Raw genomic sequence first — 19,628 nt, forward strand, 5'->3', positions numbered from 1 at the left:
GATTTTATTTTCCCAGTTAAATGGATTAAGTTTACCTAGATTTAATAGTGAATAATGAAGAAGATAGGTTTAATAATAATATTTCTCTTGTTTTTGCCAATGTTGATTTTGGGGCAAGAGAATGCTGCTGCAAGACGATCTGCATCCATGAGTATTAAGGGCTCGGTTAAGGAGAAAAGTACTCGAAAAGCTATCCCAGGTGCAGAAGTTACAATACTTGGAAAAGGAACAATTACAACAGATATATTTGGAGATTTTAAAATTCAAGCTCAGGTTGGTGATGAACTGGTGATTTCTCATGATACTTTTAATACCGTAAGATATACTATTGTAGATGGACAAAGGATTGATATAGAGGTTGATGATCATCCGGTTGTAAAAAAATCAAAAATTGCTTCTGAAAAAAAACGTGAATCTACGTATCAGAAAAATCTAAAAGCAGCAAAAGGCGCATTAAAAAAGGATGCCGCAACGAGTATCGAATATATAACGAATGCACTGGAAACAGTACGTGATGATGATCCATCATCAGATAATAAGAAAGCCGAATTGTTTGAGACGCTTGCAGATATTTATAGGCATTGGAAACAACCTGATCTGGCTGAGAGTAATTATTTGATGAGTCTTAAAAATAGAGCAAATACTACAGTAAAAATCAAATTAGGGAACGCTCAACTCGAAAACAAGAATTTTCAGGGTGCTTTAAATACATTTTCTCAATTAGAACGGTCTAGATTAAATTCTGAACAAAAAGTAAAGGTATATCAAGGTTTAGGAGATAGTTATAAGGGGTTGCAGAATTTTGCTAATGCAAGATTAAATTATAATAAAGCATTGTCTATAAGTCAAAGAAAGGGTTTTGATGATATTGTTATTTCATTGAATTCTTTACTGGCAGGAGTATTGCAGGAAGAAGGGAATACAAGAGATGCAGAAGGATATCTTGATAATTCGGTACAGTTAGCTGATCAAAAGGATAAAAAAACATCTGCCAGACAAAGAGCTGTGGCTGCAGATTTTTATAATAAGAGTAACCGTTTTGATAAAGAAATACAATTGCGAAAAGAAGCTCTTGAGGATATTGAAGAGATACAGGAGCAGGAAATCACTAGTGGTGTCGCTCCAGTGGAAGAGGATAATGCATTGACTCCACAAGTACAAAATTATAAAATAGCTAGAGCTTTTGCGGCGCAAGAAGAGTATGATGAGGCTATTCCTTATTTGGAAGAAAGTATTAAAGAGGCAGAATCAAAAAATGACCTGATTGTCCAAAAAGATGCTACTAGAAAATTAGGAGAAGTATATCGAGAAAAAGGAGAGTTAGAAAAAGCATCTAATGCATTTAAAGAATACGAAGTAATTATTGATAAGTTATATATTCAAAAGGATCAAGAGATCTCACAAGCGGCTCGTTTTAGTAGAGAATTAGCTCAAAGAGCAAATCGTATTACTACCTTAGAAAAGGATAGGGAACTTAATGAAGCAAGGTATGAATTGGCATTTGCCTCACAACAATTGATAAATCAACAGAGTCTTAGGCAACAAAATGTGATTTATTTTTTAATTGGGCTAACATTATTATTACTTCTTGCAGCGTATTTGATGTTTCGTAACATGAAACAACAACGTTATGCTAATAATCTTTTGGCACTTAAATCATTGCGATCCCAAATGAATCCACATTTTATATTTAATGCCTTAAATTCTGTAAATACCTTTATAGCTACTAGTGATGAGAGAACAGCTAATAGGTACTTAACAGATTTCTCACTATTAATGAGAGCTGTTTTAGAAAATAGCGAAGAAGATTTCATTCCGCTAGAAAAAGAGATAGAACTCTTAAGGCTATATGTACAACTGGAACATTTTAGATTTCAAGATAAATTTGAATATACGGTTGAAGTAGATTCAGAAATTGATGTTAATGAGTATATGATACCGCCAATGCTGTTACAACCATATGTTGAGAATGCAGTATGGCATGGATTACGTTATAAATCTGAAAAAGGAATTTTATCGATACGTTTTCAAAAAATTACTTCGGATAGTATAGAGATTACAATTATGGATAATGGTATTGGGCGTAAGAAATCTAAAGAACTAAAAACACAAAATCAAAAATTACAGAAGTCCAGAGGAATGGGTAATATAAAAAAGAGAATTGCAATCCTTAATAAAATGTATAAAGATAAGGTGGATGTATTTATATCCGATTTAGAAAATGATCAAGAAGGAACTCAGGTAAAATTAATGCTTAAGAAAGATAAATAAATGAACTTAACTGCAATTATAGTAGACGATGAAGCAAATAGTAGAACTATTCTTAGAAATTATTTGGGTAAATATTGCCCTTCGGTTTCGATCTTGGGAGAAGCTGCAAGTGTGAAAGAAACATTAGAACAGTTAGAATCTCATATCCCTGATTTATTGTTTCTGGATGTAGAAATGCCTTATGGTAATGCGTTTGATTTACTGGAGCAAGTTCCTGATCGTACATTTGAAATTGTTTTTGTGACAGCATATGACCACTATGCGGTAGACGCTTTAAATGCGCAAGCAACATATTACTTGTTAAAACCAATTGCGATAGATAACCTTATTAAGGCTGTTGATCATGTTACTCATATTAAACAACGAGAGGCGGTGCTTCAGGATGCTGTTCTAGTTCCTAAAGTTACTGCTGCAGAAGGTAAAATTACGATTCCTCAACAAGATGGTTTTGAGGTGTTGCAAATTTCTAACATTTTGTATTGTGAAGCTGATGATAACTATACCAAGATTTATCTTGACAAAGGTCAGAAGCTGGTAAGCAAAACTCTTAAATATTTTGAGGAATCTTTGAATCTTCATGGATTTGCACGGATTCACAAAAGTTATTTGGTTAATGTAAGTAAAATTATACGGTATAGAAAAGGGAAGGGGGGGAGTATCGAACTTTCCTCGGGTAAGGAGTTACCTGTGTCTTCTTCTAAAAAAGGAGCTTTATTAGATTACTTTAAATAAGAGTTAAAAATCTAAAGCTTTTACGGTATATCTAATGGAGTGATTTGTGTTGAGTATTGCTTTTAACGTTTTTGTGTCGCTATTCGTATATAGGCTATGATTTCCAATCTCTGATTTTTGATTCAGAAGATTGTTTTTGATTAATATGGCTTTTGTTTGTCTTGCTACAGCTTCACCAGAATCAATGATGGTAACCTGATCAGAAAGCATATCTTTTAAAATAGGTATAAGGTAAGGGTAGTGTGTGCATCCCAAAACGAGATAATCAATATTTTTGTTGATCATTGGAGTTATATACGAATATAAAAGAGTTCTCATTTCCTTGGTATCTTTCTTGCCTTCTTCTATTAGTTCTACTAAGCCGGTACCTATTACTTCTATTACTTCTATATTTTGAGCATACAAATCTGATGTCTTTGCAAATAACTCACTAGAAAGGGTGCCTTTTGTGGCAAGAACTCCTACTTTTTTTGTTTTTGTATTAATCGCTGCGGGTTTTATAGCGGGCTCTATTCCTATAATAGGGATGTTGTAAGTCGACCTTAATACTTTTATTGCATTGGTGGTCGCTGTATTGCAGGCAACTACAATAATTTTACAGTTTAACTCTAGTAATTTCTCAGTGTTCTTAATACTTAGTGAAGTTATTTCTTCTTTGCTTCGTTTGCCATAAGGGGCATATTTACTATCGGCCAAAAAAATAGTGTCTTCATGAGGAAGTAGTGATGTGATTTCTTTCCAGATAGAAGTCCCTCCAACACCAGAGTCAAATATACCGATAGGCTGTTTTTGCATGAGTACAAGATAGTTTATTCCAAAAATAAAAAAACAGTGAGAAGAGACTCACTGTTTTTCTAAATTTTATAAAAAGATAAAGTTATACTTATATTCCTAGATCTTTCTTTACATCAGCCATAAGATTCTTACCGTCAGCCATAATGACTCCTGTTCCTGTGGTTGAATCAAGTACATACTGAAATCCTTGTGCTCTAGCAACCTTTTGAATAGATGTACGTGCTTTTTCATATATTGGCTTTAAAAGCTCAACTTCTTTCTTTTGAAGATCCTGTAAAGCATTTTGTCTGTAATCATTAATGCTTTTTTCTGTAGTTTGTATTTCTTGTTGTCTTTTTAGGTTCTCTTCATCAGTTTTAGTTTCTGCTTCTTGAGAATATTTCTTTATAGTATTTTGCAGCTCTAGTACCATATTTCTTATCTCTGCATCATAAGTCTTATTAAGTTTCTCTACTTCACTTTTGGCTGCTTTAAAAGCAGGCATTGCCTCTACAAGCTCTTGGGATGCTATATGTGCTACTTTTGATTGAGCATTTACAAAACTTGATGTTCCTATAGTAATCGCAATAGCTACTAGTAATGTTCTAAATTGTTTCATTTGTAAGTAATATTAAAGGGTGTTATAAATTTATAAAATTAATTTTTTTAATTATTGTTATCTTCAGCATTATTATTATCCAGATTCTCTTTTTTAGCTTTTAATGCTTTTATAGAATCTTTTTTTCTTTTTTGTATTTCTAACAATTTTGCTCTTCTTGCTTCAAACTCTTTCTTTTTTGCAGCTCGTATAGAGTCTCTTTCTGCCTTACGTTCTGCTAGAAGTTGCTCTCTGTCTGATAGCCTTTTTTGAGCCAGTCTTTCTCTATCTGTTACTTCTTTTTCTTGTTCTGCATTTCTCTTTTCGGCTCTTTCCAGAGCTTTCTTTTCTTGTTTGCTATTAAGTTGTTTTCTTTTTGAAACTCTATTTATTCTTAATAGTACCTGATCACTAATATCATATCTATCTGCAGAATATAACATTACTAAATCGGCAGTTTTATCAAAGATAAAATCATATTTCTTATTTTTTGCAACTTCTTGCACTGCTACAAAAACCTGATCTTGTACCGGCTGTACTAGCCTCTTTTTCTGGATAAACAAATCTCCATTAGGACCAAAACGTTTTTGTTGATATTCTAATATTTCTTTTTCTTTAAAAAAGATATCTTCTTCTCTTTCTTCAATTAATTCTTTGGTTAATAGAACCCTTTCACTATTAAGGTCTTTTCGCATTTCTTCTACTTCTTTAAGCTCTGCTTCGATTTCAACTTTCCATTTTTGAACTTTGGTTTCAAGCTCAGAGGAAGCTTCATTATATTCAGGAACATTTTCAAGGATATAGTCCATATCTATATAACCAATCCTGATACCTTTCTGTGCGTTTATTGCTTGTGTAAAAAATAGCCAACTGATTGCTGCAACTAGTAAAAGACCCTTTGTTTTCATAATTTTGTGTATATATTGAAATAATCGTGCCAAAACTAAAACTGTTGTCCTATAATGAAGTGGGTTTCCCATCCATTTGGTTGATTTGTTCCAGGAATAGGGTCGAAACCATATCCAAAATCTATACCAAGTAATCCAAAAGCTGGCATAAAGATACGTAAACCTGCACCAGCTGAACGACTTAGTTGAAAAGGGTTAAATCTCTTAAAACTATCATAAGAAGCACCCCCTTCTAAAAACCCTAACATATATATGGATGCTGCAGGTTTTAGCGTTATAGGATAACGAAGTTCTAACGAATATTTATTATAAATTGTTGCCCCATCGGCATCAAAATCTTGATTATTTGTTCTGCTTTGAGGGGTAATCGACTGATTAGGGTATCCTCTTAATGCAATAACTTCTCTACCATCCAGACTCGTTGCACCTAGACCATCTCCTCCTAAGAAAAATCGTTCAAAAGGAATATTACCTCTATCATTGTTATAAGCCCCTAAGAACCCATACTCTGCTCTTGTTCTTAAAACTAAAGGTTTTGTCCCTATGTTAATTAAGCTAGTATACCAGGTTCCATCAAATTTAAGTTTATAGTATTCCAGCCATTTAAAACGTTCTTGGTCAATTTCTCCAATCTCAGTAGATATTTCGGCATTCCTTGCAACGTCTCTAGTGTCAGAAGCGTTAAGATTAGATCTTTCTTCTTCTAGAGCGTCTCTTTGGTTGGCTAATTCACTATAATCAACTCCGTCAAAAAGCGAGTAAGGAACAGATAGTTTAGCTACAATATTAAACTCAGATCCTCCAGTTGGGAAAATTGGGTTAACTGTAGTATTGTTTCTGTTTATTCCAATGGTATAGGACAAATCATTAGATGAACCATTACCAAAGGTAAATAATCTTGTGTTATAATTTTTTAGATTATAATGTCTTACACTAATAGCTTGAGACAAGGTGAAATAGTTATCAGGCCAATTTAATCTTTTGGCTATACCAATAGATCCACCTGTGATCAGGAATTTACTATTTCTATCTACATTTCTTGTTCTGTTGTTTAATAAGAATTGTATAGTATGAGAAAAAGAAGTAGAAAGCTGGTAAGGCCTTTTTCCTCCTAGCCAAGGCTCAACAAATGAAAGGCTATACGTTTGAAAAAATCTACTGGCTTGAGCCCTAACTCTAAGAGTTTGACCGTCACCCATTGGTAGAGGACTATACGATTCTTTGTTAAAAATATTGCGTATAGAAAAGTTACTAAAAGCTAGTCCTAATGTTCCTACGAAACCACCACCACCAAAACCACCTTGAAGCTCAATCTGGCTGGATCCTTTTTCAACAACCGGGTAATTGATATCAATAGTACCTGCTTGTGGGTTTGCATTCTGGAATTGAGGTTCTAATTGTTCTGGGTCAAAAAATCCTAATTGACCTAATTCACGAACTGTGCGTACTACAAGATCTTTACTATATCGTTGACCAGGTTTGGTTCTTAGTGTTCTGTAAATTACATGGTCATTTGTTTTATCATTTCCTGTAACAGTAATATGATCAAAATACGTAAGCTTTCCTTCACGAATTCTTATCTCAAAATCAAGAGTGTCATTGTATACTTTGGTTTCTACTGCATCAATAGAGGAGAATAGGTATCCATTATTTTGATATAAGTTTGTCAAGTCGTTTGCATCTGGTTTTGTGTTGTCTGCAATTTGTTTTTCCAAAAGTACACCGTTATACACATCCCCTTTTTTGATAACCAGTTGTCTAGCCAATTGCCTGTCTGTATACACACTGTTACCAAGAAATGTAATATTACCAAAGTAATACTTGTTTCCTTCTTCAATGTTAAGATTTAAAGATATGCTATTGTCATCTTCTACGATAAGGCTATCAGAAGTTATACGAGCATCTCTATAACCTTTTTCTTTATATTTTGTTATGATATTATCCTTATCTTCTTCATAATCTGCTTTGATGTATTTTGAGCGTTTCCAGAATCTTAGAGGTTTCTTACGTTTTGTGTTTTTCATTGCCCTGCGCACTTTAGCATTAGACAACTGTTCGTTTCCTTCAATGTTGATTCTATCTACCTTTACGCGATCACCTTTGTCAATACGGACAACCATATTTACTTTATTACTAGCCACAGTATCCTTTACTGGGATGGTATTAATCACAACTTTTGTGTTAAGATAACCATCTTTTCTGTATTTATTGGTAATAAAGTTACGTGTCGTAGTTGTAAGGTTTTCGGTCACTTTGGCACCTTTCGTAAGTCCATTGTCTTTGATTAATTCTTCAGACTTACGTTTCTTTATTCCTTCAATACGTGCTTCATTTAATTCTGGAACTTCTTGTATATTGATTTCAAGATTTGCAACCTCTCCTTCTACATCGGTGATGTAAAAATTAATGTCACTAAATAGCTCTAAATCCCATAATTTTTTGATGACTTTACTTATTTCGTCTCCTGGTAAAAAAATACGTTCTCCTTTTTGAAGGCCTGTAAAAGTGATTACAGTATTCTCATTATAACTGGTAATACCGGTAACTTTAATATCTCCAATAATATATTCTTTCCCGTTAGCACCAGGTAAATTTTGTGCAGAAAGTGATATTGAATTTATTAATAAGGCGAGTAACGTAAAATACGTAATAGGTAATTTTTTTGTCATTTCTTTAACTGAGCTGCTCACTAGTTTTTCCAAATCTTCTCTCTCTTTTTTGATAATTGAATATGGCTTCTAATAAATCTGATTTTTTAAAATCTGGCCATAAAATTTCTGTAAAATATAATTCTGCATACGCAATTTGCCAAAGTAAAAAATTACTAATACGTTGTTCCCCGCTGGTACGTATTAATAAATCCACATCTGGTAGGTCTTTAGTATACAAATGCTCATTAATGACTGATTCATTTATAAGATGTGGCGAAATTACACCATTTTTAACTTTAATACTTATTTCTTCAATAGTTTTTATAAGCTCCTCACGGCTGCCGTAGCTAAGGGCAAGAGTAAGTGTCATGTGATTATTGGACTTAGTTTTTTCAATAACTTCTAATAGCTCTGTTCTTGCTTTTTTAGGAAGTGTTTGTAAGTTGCCAATAGCATTAAGTTGGATGTTATTGTCCTGAAGTGTTTTGATTTCCCTTTTTAGTGAGCTTACAAGAAGCTTCATTAAGGTTTCTACCTCAAGTTTTGGTCTATTCCAGTTTTCGGTAGAAAAAGCATATAATGTAAGATATTTTACTCCTAATTCTGCACAACTTTCTACAGCTTCCCGAACTGCTTTGGTTCCATTTTCATGGCCAACGGCTCTAAATAGCCCTTTCTTTTTAGCCCACCTTCCATTACCGTCCATAATAATGGCAACGTGCTGAGGAATGTTAGAGTTTAATTGTTTTTTATCGATCATTTTTAGAAAGCACAATAACAAGGTACCCTACCCCAAGTGTAAGATATTGTTATGCCGGTAAATAAATACCAGTCGTTATTTTTTAAATTACCAAATCCGGTACCGAATCTATCATCGGGGTCACTACCGTCTAGATTATCTGTAAATGTATACCGAGCACCTATTTCGGCACCAAGTACAAAATCTCTACCTAATGTTTTTTTAATACCTAATACCATAGGGATTGCAAAACTCCATTTATCTGCATAAGCGTCAATCTCATTATTAAGATCAACAGCTAATGCTCCATAGTTAAATGCAGTTATTCCAGTATATAGGTAAGGGGTGAATTGGGATTCTCCGTCGTAAAGATACCAATCCCAGAAGTTAAATTCCATTCCTAATGATAATTCTTTTACAGAATTGTTAAAACTTAACCCTCTTTGTTTTCTTCTGTCATCTCCTTTGTCGTCATCAGCATTAAGTTCTGCATATAGAAATGAAGCTCTAAAAGCGTGTCGTTTACTTCTATTCCATTTTCCAATAGCTCCAAAAGCAATATCGTTTGGTGAAATGTAGTAGGTAGACCCCACGTCTCCTACATAATTAGAACCTCCTAACATCAAACCTACTTCATAAGTTTGTGATGCTATAGATTGTGTAAAAAATACTACAATTATAAGTGATGCTAAGTATCTCATAGATTTTCAAAAGTTTGCAAATATAACAATTAACTTTACTACACAAGAATTTGTGTAAAATAGTATGAATAAAAAACACTTTTTAATCAGTTTTATTGTTCAATTACGTTTATCTTCTCCCCATAACATCTTTTTACGTAATGTTTTTAGAAAACTATTGTCTTGAAGAACTACCATGTTAATTTTAAAAGATGCTTTTTTAATAATAATAGTAGTATCGTTTGGTAAAGTGTGAATTCTTGAGTCTAAAGAAACTAAATAAGAATCCTCTCTTCCAGAAACCTGTAATTCGATTTCTTGATTATCAGGAATTACTAAAGGTCTGGCATTAAGGTTGTGCGGTGCGATAGGGGTGAGGACCATACTTTCTGTATCAGGGGTTATTACTGGTCCTCCACAACTTAATGAATATCCTGTAGAGCCAGTAGGGGTAGAAACGATTAAACCATCTGCCCAGTATGAAGTTAGAAATTCGTTGTTAAGGCTAGTGTGTACTGTAACCATAGATGTCGTATTTCTTCTACTTACCGCGATTTCATTCATGGCAAAATTTAAAACGCCAAATTCTTCACTGGACGGAGAGGTTTCTATGGTAACCAGGCTTCTTGAGGATATATAAAATTTTTTATCAAGTATTAATGCTATACTATCTTTGATTTCTTCTTTTTGAATAGTTGCCAAAAAACCTAGTCTCCCTGTGTTTATTCCGGCTATTGGAATTCCTAAATCTCGAACATATGTTATGGTTTTAAGGATAGTACCATCTCCTCCTATACTGAAAAAAAGATCATAAGAAGTGTCTAGTTCTTCAAAAGTACTAAAATGAGAATAGGTCTTGTCGATTTCGTCATGAAGATTTATCAATTCAAGAAAATTCTTCTCGATTACGACTTCTGCACCATTTTTATCTAAAGTTTCTAATAATTGCTGTATGTAGATTCCAGAGTTTTTATGATAGAACTGGCCATATATACCGATCTTCATTATATTTTGATTTGTGTTAGTATTGGTTAGCTAAATAGCACTATATATTAAGGTATTTTTCTAAATATTGTGATCTCTCTTTAAGGTTTGTTAAAAATGAATCTTCATGGTGTTTGGAAACAATGTTGTAGCTGTATCTTCTAAATGTTTGTACAATGTTGTTGATATCGCTATCACTAATTTTTAGTGTTATTTGTGCTACGTCATTTTCCATTTTAGAAATAAATAACCCTAACACTTTGGCGTTATTAGATTCCACGATCTGCGAAATTTCACTGAATGAATAGTCTAAAATCCCTTTTTCTACGATTAAAATGTTTCCTGGTTCACTTAAAAAAGGAGTTTCGTTAAAAAGATTAATGATGTCTCCAAGTTCAAAAAAACCTAAATATCTATTGTCATCATCAAGTATAGGCATGATGTTGGAGTTGTTCTGAGCAAACGACTCTAGAATGTCTAACCAATTATCATCTTTTCGCGCATAGAAACCTTCAAGGGCATATTGATATGCATCTAGATTTTTGTCAGTTTCAAAACACCTAATGTCAGCCTCAGAGATGCATCCAAGGTAAATGCCTTTCTTTAAAACTGGAAAATGAGTGTAGGTAAGCTCATTAAACAACAGTTGTGTGTCTGTAACTTTGGCAGACACATCTAGAGGCTCTATTTCATTAACTATATACAAATTTGTCTTCATAATTTATGGGGAGCTATATTATGCAAAATAATCAAAAAATATACAATCAAGGCGTTCTCAACTTTGTATTTTTGCTTTTTTAGATAAAGACATCAAAAACCATGACAAAGTTAAGTGTTAACGTAAATAAAATTGCAACCTTACGAAATTCTAGAGGAGGAGATACACCAAATCTGATTCAGGTGGCGTCTGATATTCAGAATTTTGGAGGGCAGGGAATTACAATACATCCAAGACCAGATGAAAGGCATATCAGATATAGAGATGCATATGATTTGAAGCCTATTGTAACCACAGAATATAATATAGAGGGAAACCCAATTCCTAAATTTATAGAATTGGTATTGGCTGTCGCTCCAACCCAGGTTACTTTGGTTCCTGATGCAGAAGATGCGATTACTAGTAATGCCGGGTGGGATACAAAAAAGCATAAAGATTTTTTGATAGATGTTATATCAGAATTTAAACGTAATAATATAAGGACTTCAATCTTTGTTGATCCTGTAGAAGAAATGATCGAAGGGGCTGCAGCTACCGGTACAGAAAGAATAGAATTGTATACAGAGGAGTTTGCTTCGTCTTATGCAAAAGGAAATCTGGAAGCTGTAAAGCCATATGCATTATGTGCTCAGCGAGCTATCGATTTGGGTATAGGGGTTAATGCAGGGCATGATCTCTCTTTGGATAATATTAAGTTTTTTAAGGATAATGTTCCTGATTTGCTTGAAGTTTCAATTGGTCACGCTTTAATAAGTGAATCTATATATCTAGGATTAGAGAATGTGATTAATATGTATTTATATCGACTCAAATAATAATAGTTTGTTTTATGAAATTACACGCTAACGTTTTTGGAGAAGGTCAACCATTTCTAATCCTTCATGGGTTTTTAGGGATGGGAGATAATTGGAAAACACTTGGTAAAAAGATTGCTGAACAAGGTTTTCAGGTGCATCTTATTGATCAGCGTAATCATGGTAGAAGCTCACATAGTGATGATTTTAATTATGAATTGATGGCTAATGATTTGGCTGAGTATTGTGAAATACATCATTTAAAAAATATTAATCTTTTAGGGCACTCAATGGGAGGGAAAACTGTGATGCTTTTTGCAGTAAAATATCCTACTCTTATTGACCATCTTATTGTTGCAGATATAGGACCAAAATATTATCCATTGCATCATCAGGACATTTTGGATGGATTAAGTGCTTTGGATTTTGAAGTATTAAAATCAAGAGGAGAAGTAGATAAGGAACTTAGTTTGTATGTTCCTGATGTAGGAGTGCGAATGTTTCTATTGAAAAATTTGTATTGGATAGATAAAGGAATATTAGGATTACGAATACACCTTGAAGCGTTGATGAAAAATGCTTCTGAAATAGGTGTGGAGCTCCCTGAAAATTTAAACTACAATGGTAAAACCCTATTTCTAAAAGGGGAGAAGTCTAACTACATTGTTAGTGAAGATGTAATTAGGATTAAAAAGCAATTCCCGCATTCAGAGATTGGGGAAATTTCTGCTGCTGGGCATTGGTTACACGCAGAAAATCCAACGGAATTTTTGACTAGAGTGTTAGAATTTATCAAAAAATAGATAAAAAATGCTATGTATGCATAATATTTTGATGATTTCGTTGGATAATTAGTATTTTCTATTAAATTTGGAAAATCAATTTTACATAATCCTAAAATAACAAAACAATTCTAAATTAATTATGAGAAAACTTTTATTATTAGTTCTATTCGTCTCGGTGACTATGGTCACATATGCAGGTGGATATAGAGTTAGTGTACAAGGTCAGCGAGCAATGGCTATGGGACATACGGGAGTAGCGGTGGTGAACAGTGCTGAGCTTGTGTTCTTTAATCCGGCAGGTCTTGTGTACTTAGAGAACAAAATTAACGTGAGTGTTGGTGCGAGTGCGATTTTTACTGATGTAATTTTTCAAAACGAAGAACTAGGAATTTCTGCAGAAACCGATAATTCTGTAGGGACGCCTCTTAACTTATATGCTTCATATCAAGTAAATGACTGGATGTCTGTTGGACTTGGAGTGTATACGCCTTATGGTAGTGAGGTTACCTGGCCAACTGATTGGGCTGGGTCTCAGTTAGTAAATAATATTGATTTGGCAGCTATTTATATTCAACCAGTAGTATCGTTTAAACTTTCTGATCATTTTAGTATTGGTGGTGGTCCTATTTATGTTACGGGTAATGTAAACTTTAACCGTAATGCCAGTAGAACAACAACAGATATAGAAGGTGTTCGTTCGAATATCACTATAGACGATTCTGGTGTTTCTAATTGGGGATGGAGTATTGGTGCAATGTTTAACCCTGTAGATAATCTTAGACTTGGATTTAGTTACCGAAGCGAAATTATATTAGAATCAGATGGTGGGGAAGCTACTTTTGCTAATTTCCCTAATTCTACAGGAGCTCCTGCAAATGGAACAACTTCTTTTAACGCAGAATTACCATTACCAGCAGAATTAACTGTTGGACTTTCTTATGAGTATAACAAATGGTTGTTTGCTTTTGACTATAATAGACAATATTGGGATGTCTATGAGTCTTTAGATATTAATTTCGGAAATGGTAGAAATTCTATAAACCCTCGTAACTATAAAAACTCTTCTGTGTACCGTTTTGGTGTCCAGTATGCGGCAACAGAAAAGATTACATTAAGAGCAGGATATTACAGAGATGAAACACCAGTACAACCTGGATTTTTTGCTCCTGAAACGCCACGTAATGATTCTGATGGATTCTCTGGTGGTTTAAGCTTTGCTGTAACATCTAAATTAGCAATTGATGCTTCTTTCTTTTACCTAAGATTTGAAGAAACTGATGCTTCTTATGATTTTGGTACAAGTTCAACAGGAGGTACAGAAACTTTTGGTGGGACATATAAATCAAGCGCATTTGCGCCTGGACTTGGTTTAACTTATAAATTGTAATAAAGATGATGAGGAAAAATATAAAATATTTGGCAATTCTGGCATTAGGATTAGTAGCTTGTGAACCAGAATTTGATAATCCAATTGATGAGGCAGGAACATACGCAAGTGGTGAGGCTGATTTTAGTAATTTTGTTGCATTAGGAAATTCGCTTACAGCAGGTTTTGCTGATGGAGCATTATATATTACAGGACAAGAAAATTCATATCCTAATATCTTATCTCAACAGTTTGCATTTGCAGGCGGAGGAGATTTTACACAGCCATTAATGGCAGACAATGTAGGAGGGTTTAGTAATGATCCTGTAAGTTTCCCTCCAAGATTTGTATTGGTGTTTGATGCTGATGGTAATCCTGTTGGGCCAGCTACATTTACAGGAGCTGCACCTTCTACAGATTTTACAACTAGTCTGGGGAGTTCTTTTAATAATATGGGAGTTCCGGGAGCCAAGAGTTATCATCTAGCTGCTCCAGGGTATGGTAATGCCGCGGGTGTAAGTGCTGGATTAGCAAATCCGTATTATGCGAGATTTGCTTCTTCTGCAACATCAACTGTAATTGGAGATGCAGTTGCACAAAACCCTACCTTCTTCTCTTTATGGATTGGGAATAATGATATTCTTAGTTATGCAACTTCAGGAGGTGTAGGTGTAGATCATAACGAAGTCCCTAATCTTGATCCGTCAACATATGGATCTAATGATATTACAAATACAACTACGTTTGCAGGTGTATATAGTCAATTAATAGATGGGCTTACCGCAAATGGTGCTAAAGGTGTGGTTTTAAATTTACCAAGTGTAACTTCATTACCATTCTTTACGACGGTCCCTTATGCGCCACTAAGTCCTTTGGACCCAAATTTTGGGCCTCAAATACCAACACTTAATGGAGTATATTCTCAATTAAATATGGCATTTACATTTTTAGGTTTTCCTGAAAGATCAATTGAATTTTCAACAACTGCTGCTAGTGCAGTAGTGATTAAGGATGAATCCCTTACTGATATCACTACTAATCTTTCTGCGGTTCTTGCAGGGGCTTTTGGTCCTCTGGCACCTATTATTGCTGCTCAATTTGGACAAGCAAGACAGGCTACAGCTGAAGATTTATTAGTGCTTCCTAGCTCTAGAGTTATTGGGCAATTAAATACAGATAGGGTGGCAGAATTAGTAATGCTTGGTGTGCCACAAGAAACAGCGGCTCAATTTTCTGTTAGCGGAGTATCATTACCATTAGGAGACCAGTATGTATTAATACCAGAAGAACAAACGGCAATAGAAAATGCACGTGTGGCATTTAATGCTACTATTTCTGGACTTGCGACAGCTAATGGGCTTGCTTTTTATGATGTGGCAAGTGTTCTGGAGCAAGCATCTAGTGGTGGTATTCGTATTAATGGCGGAACAGTTACTTCTACTTTTGTAAGTGGAGGAGGATTTTCATTAGATGGAGTACATCCTACTCCAAGAGCACATGCCTTGGTTACAAATGGTGTTTTAGATGCTATTCAGGCTACGTATGGTTCGGTTTTACCTAGGGTGGATCCAGCTGATTATGGTACAGTTACATTAAGTAATGAGGTGAATTAATTTTTTCCTCTTTATATAGATATATAAAAAGCCTGCTAATTAATTAGCAGGCTTTTTTTTAAAGCAGATAAAGTTTATATTTGAGATATGAATTTTTTACTTAAACTTATTTTAAGCGCTGTAGCAGTAATTGTTTTGGCTAAAATCCTACCTGGAGTTGGAGTGGATAGTTATGTGAGTGCGTTAATAGTTGCTCTTGTTCTGGCAATTTTAAACAGTATAGTGAAGCCAATATTAGTTATTTTAACATTACCCGCTACTGTGATTACATTGGGGTTATTTCTTCTCGTTATTAATGCTGCAATTATTCTATTAGCGGATTATTTTATATCTGGTTTTAGTGTTAATGGGTGGTTGTGGGCACTGATCTTTAGTGTTTTGCTATCAGTATTTCAATCGATACTACATTCTATTTTAAAGAAAGATAAAAGCTAACTGTTTTTCAGGGAGTTAAAATTTGTTGTGGTGTAAAAAAAGTATTACTTTTGCAACCCAATTTTTAGTAGTAAACGTAGAGATAATGAATATTTCAAAAGAGCAATTAGACGAATTAAATGCTGTAGTAACTGTAGATATAGCTAAAGAAGATTATAGCGATAAAGTAGATAAAATTCTTAGTGATTATCGCAAAAATGCTAACATCCCTGGGTTTAGAAAAGGACATGTTCCTATGGGGCTTGTTAAAAAGCAATATGGGAAAGCTGTTTTAGTCGATGAAGTAAATAAGCTATTACAAGATGCGTTGAATAAGTATCTTACAGAAGAAAAACTTGATGTTTTAGGCAATCCTTTACCAAAGGAACAAGAAAATTTTAATTGGGATACGGATAACTATTCTTTTGAATTCGAACTTGGATTAGCTCCAAAGTTTGAAGTTAAGCTTAATGGTAAAAAAGCAATTACACATTATAAAATTGTTGCAAATGATGAAATGATCGATAATCAGATCAAAACCATCCAAAAACAATATGGTAAACTTATTTCTAAGGATACTGCAGAAAAAGATGATTTGATTGCTGGTACTTTTGTTAATGAAGAAAAGGAGATTGATAATGCAACTACAGTTTCTTTAGATAAAATCAAGGGAAAGAAAAACTTAGATAAATTCATCGGAGCAAAAGTTGGTGATGTTATAAAAGTAAAAACAAAAGGATTATTTAGTGATGATCATGATCTAATCAGTGCTTTAAAAATAAATCACGATGATGCTCATGATTTAAATGTAGAAGTGGTTTTTACAGTTTCAGAAATCAATACTCAGGAGCTTGCTGATTTAGATCAGGACTTATTTGATAAATTATATGGGCCAGGGACTATAAAAACGGTTACTGATCTTAGAAATAAGATAAAAGAAGATGCTGAGCGTCAGTTTGAGCAACAATCAGAACAACAGTTGCTTAATGATATAACAGAAAACGTATTGGAGAATACTAAATTTGATCTTCCAATTGAGTTTTTACAAAAATGGATTCGCGCGACAGGAGAACAACCTTTAACAGAAGATGAGGCTAAGGATGAGTATGAAAAAAGTGAAAAGGGATTGCGTTATCAATTAATTGAAGGAAAAATAATTAATGATAATAATCTACAAGTAACTTTTGAAGAATTAAAAGACTTTGCAAAGGAGTTGATTAAAGGTCAAATGGCTCAGTTTGGGCAAAACTCACCCGAGGATAAAGAATTAGAAGATATTGCGGCTAGAATACTATCTAATCAAGATGAGGTGAAAAGAATTTCTGAACAAATGATGAGTAAAAAACTTCTTACTTATTTTAAAGAAAATGCTAAATTAAAGGAGAAGGAAGTTAGCTTTGATGAATTCATAAAAGAAGTTTACAAATAGTAAATGTTGTAATTTACTAACGAATTTATACTTATATTTAGGGCGTTAAACTATCTTTAGATTAACGCCTTTTTTATAAATAAAATTTTCAGAAAAAGAAATATGGATTACGGTAAAGAATTCGAAAAATATGCTACAAAACATCATGGGGTTAATAGTAATTACTATGGTGATATTATAAGTAGTATGTATCCAGCTGGAATGACTCCCAATATTATTGAGGAGCGTCAAATGAATATAGCTATTTTTGATGTTTTCTCACGGTTAATGATGGATCGTATTATATTTATGGGAACAGGAATTAATGATCAGGTGGCTAATATTATTCAGGCACAATTATTATTCCTAGAAAGTGTAGATTCAACAAAAGATATTCAGATATATATTAATTCTCCAGGCGGGAGTGTATATGCAGGTTTAGGTATTTATGATACAATGCAATTCATAAAGCCAGATGTTGCAACGATTTGTACAGGTATGGCTGCTTCTATGGGTGCTGTGTTATTATGCGCTGGACAAAAAGGAAAACGCTCAGGATTGCCGCATAGTCGTGTTATGATTCACCAACCATTAGGAGGTGCTCAGGGACAAGCTAGTGATATAGAGATTACGGCACGTGAGATTTTAATATTAAAAGAAGAATTATATAAAATTATAGCCAAACATTCTGGACAAACCTACGATAAAGTTTATCAAGACAGTGATAGAGATTATTGGATGAAAGCTGATAAAGCATTGGAATACGGAATGATTGATGAAATTTTGACTAGAGAATGATGTGATTTTTTCTGTTTTATAAAGGGGAATTTATCCTTTATACTTGTTGTATAATAAGACAGAAGAAATTGTTATGAAATAGAAACTAAATAACTATGGCCAAAGAAGACTTAGAATGCTCTTTTTGTGGGAGAAAAAAACCTGAAACCAATTTACTTATTGCTGGGTTAGATGCGCATATCTGTGACCGTTGTATTGTGCAGGCGCATGGTATTGTTGTAGAGGAAGCCAAAGATGAAGAAACAGGAGAACTCAGTAATGAGTTAATGTTGCGTAAACCAATGGCTATTAAAAAGTTCTTAGATGAGTATGTGATAGGGCAGGAGTTTACCAAAAAGATAATGTCTGTTGCAGTATATAATCATTATAAACGTCTGTTACAACCACAAACAGAAGATGATATAGAGATTCAGAAGAGTAATATTATCATGGTTGGTCAAACAGGTACTGGTAAAACATTAATGGCAAAAACTATTGCCAAGATGCTTAATGTACCTCTGGCAATTGTTGACGCTACTGTACTTACCGAGGCAGGTTATGTTGGTGAAGATGTAGAAAGTATTCTTACCAGATTATTACAAGCTGCAGATTATAATCTTGAGAAAGCACAAAGAGGTATTGTCTTTATTGATGAAATAGATAAAATAGCACGTAAGAGTGACAATCCAAGTATAACGAGAGATGTTTCTGGTGAAGGAGTTCAACAGGCACTTTTAAAGCTTTTAGAAGGTACTGTTGTTAATGTTCCGCCAAAAGGAGGAAGAAAGCATCCGGATCAAAAATTTATCGAAGTAGATACAGAAAACATCCTCTTTATTGCAGGAGGAGCATTTGATGGGATCGAAAAGAACATTCAGAAACGATTAAATATGCAAGCAGTGGGGTATAGTGCTTCAAAAAGTGAAGATACTATCGAAAAAGATAATTTACTGCAGTATATTATTCCGTTAGATTTAAAAGATTTTGGATTAATCCCCGAAATTATAGGGCGACTTCCGGTTCTTTCTTATATGAACCCATTGGATGCGGATACGCTTAGATCAATTCTTACTGCCCCTAAGAATGCTATTATAAAGCAGTATAAGAAGTTGTTTGAGATGGATGGTATTACGTTTTCGATTACCGATGGAGCATTAGAATATATTGTAGAAAAAGCAATGGAGTATAAGCTTGGAGCAAGAGGTTTAAGATCACTTTGTGAAGCGATTTTAACAGATGCTATGTATGAGATGCCAGAGAGTGAAGAGACTGAGTTTAGAGTAACTAAAGATTATGCAGAAAAGAAACTAAATAAATCTACTATTAAGAAGCTTAAAGCAGTTTCTTAGTATATAGTTTAGTAGCTTTTATATAAAAAATTAGAATAAAAAAAACACCGTTATACAATTGTATAAC

The 19,628-nt window shown here is 33.9% G+C and carries 18 protein-coding genes; 10 read left to right on the top strand and 8 right to left on the bottom strand.

Annotated features, from left to right (window positions below; translation table 11 throughout):
- Nucleotides 1–54: 54 nt before the first annotated feature.
- Nucleotides 55–2,271 (top strand): histidine kinase, encoded by a 2,217-nt coding sequence (locus PQF96_RS16165; protein ID WP_109435568.1) that lies wholly within the window; start codon nucleotides 55–57, stop codon nucleotides 2,269–2,271.
- Nucleotides 2,272–3,003, top strand: a complete 732-nt coding sequence (locus PQF96_RS16170) for a LytR/AlgR family response regulator transcription factor (RefSeq protein ID WP_271767380.1) — start codon at nucleotides 2,272–2,274, stop codon at nucleotides 3,001–3,003. It abuts the gene before it with no gap.
- Nucleotides 3,004–3,006: 3 nt separating this feature from the next.
- Here the strand turns inward: PQF96_RS16170 and murI are convergent, their stop codons facing one another.
- The 8 genes from murI to PQF96_RS16210 form a co-directional block, all read right to left on the bottom strand.
- A complete protein-coding gene (murI, locus tag PQF96_RS16175; RefSeq protein ID WP_271767381.1) occupies nucleotides 3,007–3,798 on the bottom strand; it encodes a glutamate racemase in 792 nt (263 codons plus the stop codon).
- A gap of 88 nt (nucleotides 3,799–3,886) precedes the next feature.
- Nucleotides 3,887–4,396: an OmpH family outer membrane protein gene (locus PQF96_RS16180; RefSeq protein ID WP_109435565.1), complete on the bottom strand. Its 510-nt coding sequence runs from the start codon at nucleotides 4,394–4,396 to the stop codon at nucleotides 3,887–3,889.
- A 47-nt stretch (nucleotides 4,397–4,443) separates the two neighbouring features.
- On the bottom strand, nucleotides 4,444–5,283 hold the full coding sequence (locus tag PQF96_RS16185) for an OmpH family outer membrane protein (protein ID WP_109435564.1): 840 nt from the start codon (nucleotides 5,281–5,283) through the stop codon (nucleotides 4,444–4,446).
- Between the two features lie 35 nt (nucleotides 5,284–5,318).
- On the bottom strand, nucleotides 5,319–7,952 hold the full coding sequence (gene bamA, locus PQF96_RS16190; RefSeq protein ID WP_271767382.1) for an outer membrane protein assembly factor BamA: 2,634 nt from the start codon (nucleotides 7,950–7,952) through the stop codon (nucleotides 5,319–5,321).
- Nucleotides 7,953–7,956: 4 nt separating this feature from the next.
- Nucleotides 7,957–8,694 carry an isoprenyl transferase gene (locus PQF96_RS16195; protein WP_109435562.1) on the bottom strand — a complete coding sequence of 246 codons (738 nt, stop codon included), beginning with the start codon at nucleotides 8,692–8,694 and terminating at the stop codon, nucleotides 7,957–7,959.
- Nucleotides 8,695–8,696: 2 nt separating this feature from the next.
- Nucleotides 8,697–9,374, bottom strand: coding sequence for a type IX secretion system protein PorG (porG, locus tag PQF96_RS16200; RefSeq protein WP_109435561.1), 678 nt, complete (start codon nucleotides 9,372–9,374; stop codon nucleotides 8,697–8,699).
- A gap of 99 nt (nucleotides 9,375–9,473) precedes the next feature.
- Nucleotides 9,474–10,358, bottom strand: a complete 885-nt coding sequence (locus tag PQF96_RS16205) for an NAD kinase (protein ID WP_271767384.1) — start codon at nucleotides 10,356–10,358, stop codon at nucleotides 9,474–9,476.
- Nucleotides 10,359–10,398: 40 nt separating this feature from the next.
- Nucleotides 10,399–11,055: a CBS domain-containing protein gene (locus PQF96_RS16210; RefSeq protein WP_109435559.1), complete on the bottom strand. Its 657-nt coding sequence runs from the start codon at nucleotides 11,053–11,055 to the stop codon at nucleotides 10,399–10,401.
- A gap of 101 nt (nucleotides 11,056–11,156) precedes the next feature.
- Here PQF96_RS16210 and PQF96_RS16215 point away from each other — a divergent pair, with 101 nt between their 5' ends.
- From PQF96_RS16215 to clpX, 8 genes are all read left to right on the top strand, one after another.
- Nucleotides 11,157–11,870 (top strand): pyridoxine 5'-phosphate synthase, encoded by a 714-nt coding sequence (locus PQF96_RS16215; RefSeq protein ID WP_271767386.1) that lies wholly within the window; start codon nucleotides 11,157–11,159, stop codon nucleotides 11,868–11,870.
- A 14-nt stretch (nucleotides 11,871–11,884) separates the two neighbouring features.
- Complete coding sequence (locus PQF96_RS16220) at nucleotides 11,885–12,652, top strand: alpha/beta fold hydrolase (RefSeq protein WP_271767388.1); 768 nt, start codon at nucleotides 11,885–11,887, stop codon at nucleotides 12,650–12,652.
- A 121-nt stretch (nucleotides 12,653–12,773) separates the two neighbouring features.
- On the top strand, nucleotides 12,774–14,021 hold the full coding sequence (locus PQF96_RS16225; RefSeq protein WP_109435556.1) for an OmpP1/FadL family transporter: 1,248 nt from the start codon (nucleotides 12,774–12,776) through the stop codon (nucleotides 14,019–14,021).
- Between the two features lie 5 nt (nucleotides 14,022–14,026).
- Nucleotides 14,027–15,613, top strand: a complete 1,587-nt coding sequence (locus PQF96_RS16230) for a G-D-S-L family lipolytic protein (protein WP_333968052.1) — start codon at nucleotides 14,027–14,029, stop codon at nucleotides 15,611–15,613.
- An 87-nt stretch (nucleotides 15,614–15,700) separates the two neighbouring features.
- Nucleotides 15,701–16,048 carry a phage holin family protein gene (locus tag PQF96_RS16235; protein ID WP_109435554.1) on the top strand — a complete coding sequence of 116 codons (348 nt, stop codon included), beginning with the start codon at nucleotides 15,701–15,703 and terminating at the stop codon, nucleotides 16,046–16,048.
- 85 nt (nucleotides 16,049–16,133) lie between these two features.
- Nucleotides 16,134–17,456 (top strand): trigger factor, encoded by a 1,323-nt coding sequence (tig, locus tag PQF96_RS16240; protein ID WP_109435553.1) that lies wholly within the window; start codon nucleotides 16,134–16,136, stop codon nucleotides 17,454–17,456.
- Nucleotides 17,457–17,558: 102 nt separating this feature from the next.
- On the top strand, nucleotides 17,559–18,233 hold the full coding sequence (gene clpP / locus PQF96_RS16245; RefSeq protein ID WP_109435552.1) for an ATP-dependent Clp endopeptidase proteolytic subunit ClpP: 675 nt from the start codon (nucleotides 17,559–17,561) through the stop codon (nucleotides 18,231–18,233).
- A gap of 95 nt (nucleotides 18,234–18,328) precedes the next feature.
- The gene (clpX, locus tag PQF96_RS16250) at nucleotides 18,329–19,561 is read left to right on the top strand and encodes an ATP-dependent Clp protease ATP-binding subunit ClpX (RefSeq protein ID WP_109435551.1); all 1,233 of its coding nucleotides are present in this window, start codon (nucleotides 18,329–18,331) and stop codon (nucleotides 19,559–19,561) included.
- Nucleotides 19,562–19,628 lie beyond the last annotated feature (67 nt).

Source organism: Aquimarina algiphila, from assembly GCF_947494415.1.
Classification (GTDB): domain Bacteria; phylum Bacteroidota; class Bacteroidia; order Flavobacteriales; family Flavobacteriaceae; genus Aquimarina; species Aquimarina algiphila.

Excerpts from the sequence above, each read along its gene's own strand:
- PQF96_RS16165 (WP_109435568.1), top strand. The coding sequence starts at position 55 with ATGAAGAAGATAGGTTTAATAATAATATTTCTCTTGTTTTTGCCAATG.
- PQF96_RS16170 (WP_271767380.1), top strand. The coding sequence starts at position 2,272 with ATGAACTTAACTGCAATTATAGTAGACGATGAAGCAAATAGTAGAACT.
- murI (WP_271767381.1), bottom strand. The coding sequence starts at position 3,798 with ATGCAAAAACAGCCTATCGGTATATTTGACTCTGGTGTTGGAGGGACT.
- PQF96_RS16180 (WP_109435565.1), bottom strand. The coding sequence starts at position 4,396 with ATGAAACAATTTAGAACATTACTAGTAGCTATTGCGATTACTATAGGA.
- PQF96_RS16185 (WP_109435564.1), bottom strand. The coding sequence starts at position 5,283 with ATGAAAACAAAGGGTCTTTTACTAGTTGCAGCAATCAGTTGGCTATTT.
- bamA (WP_271767382.1), bottom strand. The coding sequence starts at position 7,952 with ATGACAAAAAAATTACCTATTACGTATTTTACGTTACTCGCCTTATTA.
- PQF96_RS16195 (WP_109435562.1), bottom strand. The coding sequence starts at position 8,694 with ATGATCGATAAAAAACAATTAAACTCTAACATTCCTCAGCACGTTGCC.
- porG (WP_109435561.1), bottom strand. The coding sequence starts at position 9,374 with ATGAGATACTTAGCATCACTTATAATTGTAGTATTTTTTACACAATCT.
- PQF96_RS16205 (WP_271767384.1), bottom strand. The coding sequence starts at position 10,358 with ATGAAGATCGGTATATATGGCCAGTTCTATCATAAAAACTCTGGAATC.
- PQF96_RS16210 (WP_109435559.1), bottom strand. The coding sequence starts at position 11,055 with ATGAAGACAAATTTGTATATAGTTAATGAAATAGAGCCTCTAGATGTG.
- PQF96_RS16215 (WP_271767386.1), top strand. The coding sequence starts at position 11,157 with ATGACAAAGTTAAGTGTTAACGTAAATAAAATTGCAACCTTACGAAAT.
- PQF96_RS16220 (WP_271767388.1), top strand. The coding sequence starts at position 11,885 with ATGAAATTACACGCTAACGTTTTTGGAGAAGGTCAACCATTTCTAATC.
- PQF96_RS16225 (WP_109435556.1), top strand. The coding sequence starts at position 12,774 with ATGAGAAAACTTTTATTATTAGTTCTATTCGTCTCGGTGACTATGGTC.
- PQF96_RS16230 (WP_333968052.1), top strand. The coding sequence starts at position 14,027 with ATGATGAGGAAAAATATAAAATATTTGGCAATTCTGGCATTAGGATTA.
- PQF96_RS16235 (WP_109435554.1), top strand. The coding sequence starts at position 15,701 with ATGAATTTTTTACTTAAACTTATTTTAAGCGCTGTAGCAGTAATTGTT.
- tig (WP_109435553.1), top strand. The coding sequence starts at position 16,134 with ATGAATATTTCAAAAGAGCAATTAGACGAATTAAATGCTGTAGTAACT.
- clpP (WP_109435552.1), top strand. The coding sequence starts at position 17,559 with ATGGATTACGGTAAAGAATTCGAAAAATATGCTACAAAACATCATGGG.
- clpX (WP_109435551.1), top strand. The coding sequence starts at position 18,329 with ATGGCCAAAGAAGACTTAGAATGCTCTTTTTGTGGGAGAAAAAAACCT.